The sequence below is a fragment of the Glycomyces terrestris genome (assembly GCF_003933745.1).
GTDB lineage: Bacteria > Actinomycetota > Actinomycetes > Mycobacteriales > Micromonosporaceae > Glycomyces > Glycomyces terrestris.
The window spans coordinates 1-5,072 of sequence record NZ_RSEB01000013.1 but is presented as its reverse complement, the minus strand read 5'-3'; the positions used below and the strand labels follow the sequence as shown (position 1 = coordinate 5,072).

The window sequence follows — 5,072 nt, the reverse complement described above, 5'->3', positions numbered from 1 at the left end:
TGTTGTGTTAAGTTCTCGGCGGTTAGTACCCGTCCACTCCACACATTGCTGTGCTTCCATGTCGGGCCTATCAACCCCATCATCTCTAGGGCGCCTCACCAGCTTGCGCTGACGGAGATCTCATCTTAGAGCACGCTTCCCGCTTAGATGCTTTCAGCGGTTATCGCTCCCGAACGTAGCCAACCAGCCATGCACCTGGCGGTACAACTGGCACACCAGCGGTTCGTCCATCCCGGTCCTCTCGTACTAGGGACAGCCCTCCATCAAATCTCCTACGCGCGCGGCGGATAGGGACCGAACTGTCTCACGACGTTCTAAACCCAGCTCGCGTGCCGCTTTAATGGGCGAACAGCCCAACCCTTGGGACCAACTCCAGCCCCAGGATGCGACGAGCCGACATCGAGGTGCCAAACCATCCCGTCGATATGGACTCTTGGGGAAGATCAGCCTGTTATCCCCGGGGTACCTTTTATCCGTTGAGCGACACCACATCCGTACGTCGGTGCCGGATCACTAGCCCCTGCTTTCGCACCTGCTCGACCCGTCGGTCTCACAGTCAAGCACCCTTCTACGCTTACACTCACCGACCGGTTTCCAACCGGCCCGAGGGCACCATTGGGCGCCTCCGTTACCATTTAGGAGGCAACCGCCCCAGTTAAACTACCCACCAGGCACTGTCCCCCGACCCGATCAGGGCCGCGGGTGAGACACATCATTTGATCAGAGCGGTATTTCACCAACACCTCCACCCGAACTAGCGTCCGGGCTTCCCAGGCTCCCGCCTATCCTACACAAACCAGACAATATGCCAATACCAAGCTATAGTAAAGGTCCCGGGGTCTTTCCGTCCTGCCGCGCGAAACGAGCATCTTTACTCGTACTGCAATTTCGCCGAGCATGTGGTTGAGACAGCGGGGAAGTCGTTACGCCATTCGTGCAGGTCGGAACTTACCCGACAAGGAATTTCGCTACCTTAGGATGGTTATAGTTACCACCGCCGTTTACTGGCGCTTCAATTCACCACTGCAGGCCAAAGGCCTTGATGGATCCTCTTAACGTTCCAGCACCGGGCAGGCGTCAGTCCATATACCTCACCTCACGGCTTCGCATGGACCTGTGTTTTTAGTAAACAGTCGCTTCCCCCTGGCCTCTGCAACCCCCAACCGCTTCCGTGCGCACGCACCACGGTCAAGGGCCCTCCTTCTCCCGAAGTTACGGAGGCAATTTGCCGAGTTCCTTAACCACACATCACTCGAACGCCTCAGTATACTCTACCTGACCACCAGTGTCGGTTTAGGGTACTGGCCGACTACCACTCGCTAGAGGCTTTTCTCGACAGCACGGGATCACCGAATTCGGCCTACAGGCCTATGCTTCAGCGCTCACCCTCGCTATTGAAAGCAGCGTTCCCGGATTTGCCTAGGAACGCGGGCTACCACCTTACCCCGCCTAATCCACCAGACGGTACGGCTACCCCACTGCGTCACCCCATCACTACGCTACACACGGAAAGGACCCCAACCACTCACCAACAAGCGACCACCCGAAGGCGACCACTCGCCGGCTCGCAGCCGGTTAGCACAACCGCTATCACTCATACGCGGCACTCGGGTACCGGAATATCAACCGGTTATCCATCGACTACGCCTCTCGGCCTCGCCTTAGGCCCAGACTAACCCAGGGCGGAACAACCGTCCCCTGGAACCCTTAGTCAATCGGCGCACAGGATTCTCACCTGTGTTTCGCTACTCATGCCTGCATTCTCACTCGTACAAAGTCCACCCCATGGATCACTCCGGAGCTTCACCCCATGTACGACGCTCCCCTACCCAACCCAGGCTCCCACAGGAACCTGGCATTGCTACGGCTTCGGCGGTGCACTTCAGCCCCGCTACATTATCGGCGCGAAACCACTCGACCAGTGAGCTATTACGCACTCTTTCAAGGATGGCTGCTTCTAAGCCAACCTCCTGGCTGTCAACGCGACCCCACATCCTTTTCCACTCAGCACACCCTTAGGGGCCTTAGCCGGTAATCTGGGCTGTTTCCCTCTCGACGACGGATCTTCTCACCCGCCGACTCACTGCCGCACTCAACACCATGGCATTCGAAGTTTAGCTGAGCTCAGTAACCGACACGGCCCATCACCCAACCAGCGCCCTACCACCACGGAGCAACATACGACGCTGCACCTAAATGCATTTCGGGGAGAACCAGCTATCACGGAGTTTGATTGGCCTTTCACCCCTACCCACACCTCATCCCCCCAGTTTGCAACCTAGGTGGGTTCGGGCCTCCACGACCTCTTACAGCCGCTTCACCCTGGACATGGGTAGATCACCCCGCTTCGGGTCTACAACACACCACTCGACGCCCTATTCAGACTCGCTTTCGCTCCGGCTCCACCACACGGCTTAACCTCGCGGCATACCATAACTCGCAGGCTCATTCTTCAAAAGGCACGCCATCACCCGCCTACCAACTGCAAGCAGCCGGCCGAGCTCTGACGGTTTACAGGCACATGGTTTCAGGCACTCTTTCACTCCCCTCCCGGGGTACTTTTCACCATTCCCTCACGGTACTCTCCACTATCGGTCACCGGACCTCTTTAGGCTTAGCAGACGGTCCTGCCAGATTCACACGAGCCTCCACGAAACCCGCGCTACTCGGGTGCGCTCCCCGAACACCACCAACAACCTTCACCTACGGGACTCTCACCCACTCCGGTCGGCTTTCCCACACCGTTCGACTAGCTGCTGATGCATGAACCTAGTTTCGGCAGAAACTAACGGAAACGTCCCACAACCCCCGACCCGCAACGCCTGCCGGCTATCACACGAACCAGGTTTAGCCTCCTCCGCTTTCGCTCGCCGCTACTGACGGAATCACTCTTGTTTTCTCCACAGCAGGTACTGAGATGTTTCACTTCCCCGCCACACCACCACCCACCCTATACATTCAGGCAGGCGCGACCGGCCATCAAGCCGGCCAGGTTACCCCATTCGGAAACCCTGGGATCACAGTCCAGTTGGCAACTCCCCCAGGCATATCGCAGCCTCACACGTCCTTCATCGGTCATCCGGCACCAAGGCATCCACCATGCGCCCTACACAACTTAACCAACACGGCCAAGTCAGATAGAAACAAAGACACTCACGCACACTATACAAATCTCAAACAACACACCAGCCACACCAGCATTGCCCGCTACCAACAGACATACCAACATGACCAGGCTCCGAGACGTATTGCCTCAGAACCCCAACAGGGTGCGAGACCCAACATCACCACACCGACCAGGACCGAAGCCCACACTCGATGCAGAAACCGTTGGGTCTCAAGGATGGGAACGAGACCTCGTCTCGTCCAAACAACGTGTAGTCGACACACCATTCAAAACATTCAGTCCATACACACCCGCGGTAATCAAGACAACCACACGGCTGCCAGGCCGGCACCCCACCAGGGGGCACCAGAGCGGATGGTTGACGCCTCGCCTCAGCGAGGGTCGGGACTCCTTAGAAAGGAGGTGATCCAGCCGCACCTTCCGGTACGGCTACCTTGTTACGACTTCGTCCTAATCGCCAGCCCCACCTTCGACCACTCCCTCCGGTAAACCGGTTAGGCCGCAGGCTTCGGGTGTTGCCAACTTTCATGACGTGACGGGCGGTGTGTACAAGGCCCGGGAACGCATTCACCGCAGCGTTGCTGATCTGCGATTACTAGCGACTCCACCTTCATCGAGTCGAGTTGCAGACTCGAATCCGAACCAAGACCGGCTTTACAGAGATTCGCTCCACCTCACGGTATCGCAACCCGCTGTACCGGCCAATGTAGCATGCGTGAAGCCCTGGACATAAGGGGCATGATGACTTGACCTCATCCCCACCTTCCTCCGAGTTAACCCCGGCAGTCTCCCGCGAGTCCCCAACTGAATGCTGGCAACACGGGATAAGGGTTGCGCTCGTTGCGGGACTTAACCCAACATCTCACGACACGAGCTGACGACAGCCATGCACCACCTGTCACCCAGTCCGAAGAGGGCCCTATCTCTAGAGCTTTCCGGGTGATGTCAAACCCAGGTAAGGTTCTTCGCGTTGCATCGAATTAATCCGCATGCTCCGCCGCTTGTGCGGGCCCCCGTCAATTCCTTTGAGTTTTAGCCTTGCGGCCGTACTCCCCAGGCGGGGCGCTTAATGCGTTAGCTACGGCACAGAACCAACCAACGTGGCCCCACACCTAGCGCCCACCGTTTACAGCATGGACTACCAGGGTATCTAATCCTGTTCGCTCCCCACGCTTTCGCTCCTCAGCGTCAGAACAAGCCCAGAAACCCGCCTTCGCCACCGGTGTTCCTCCACATATCTGCGCATTTCACCGCTACACGTAGAATTCCAGTTTCCCCTACTTGCCTCAAGCCCGCCCGTATCCACCGCAAAACACCGGTTAAGCCGATGCCTTTCACGGCAGACGCAGCGGGCCGCCTACGAGCCCTTTACGCCCAATAAATCCGGACAACGCTCGCGCCCTACGTCTTACCGCGGCTGCTGGCACGTAGTTAGCCGGCGCTTATTCAACCACTACCGTCAACCAGGCGAATACCTGGCCTTCGTGGTGGATAAAAGAGGTTTACAACCCGAAAGCCGTCATCCCTCACGCGGCGTCGCTGCATCAGGCTTCCGCCCATTGTGCAAAATTCCCCACTGCTGCCTCCCGTAGGAGTCTGGGCCGTATCTCAGTCCCAATGTGACCGACCGCCCTCTCAGGCCGGCTACCCGTCACCGCCTTGGTAGGCCATCACCCCACCAACCAGCTGATAGGCCGCGGGCCCCTCCCCAACCACAAAAGCTTTCCACCAAGACACATGCGTGCCAAGGTCGTATCCGGTATTAGCCGCCGTTTCCAACGGTTATCCCAGAGATGGGGGCAGGTTACCCACGTGTTACTCACCCGTTCGCCACTCGAGCACCCCCGAAAGGGCCTTTCCGTTCGACTTGCATGTGTGAAGCACGCCGCCAGCGTTCGTCCTGAGCCAGGATCAAACTCTCCAACAAAAACTTGTCGCGCACCAC

At 57.9% G+C, this 5,072-nt stretch carries 2 rRNA genes; both read right to left on the bottom strand.

Annotated elements, in window-relative coordinates:
* Positions 1–3: 3 nt before the first annotated feature.
* Positions 4–3,121 (bottom strand): 23S ribosomal RNA (locus EIW28_RS23950).
* 401 nt (positions 3,122–3,522) lie between these two features.
* Positions 3,523–5,054: ribosomal RNA gene (locus tag EIW28_RS23945) — 16S ribosomal RNA — on the bottom strand.
* The 16S and 23S rRNA genes sit together here, the layout of an rRNA operon.
* Positions 5,055–5,072: the final 18 nt, after the last annotated feature.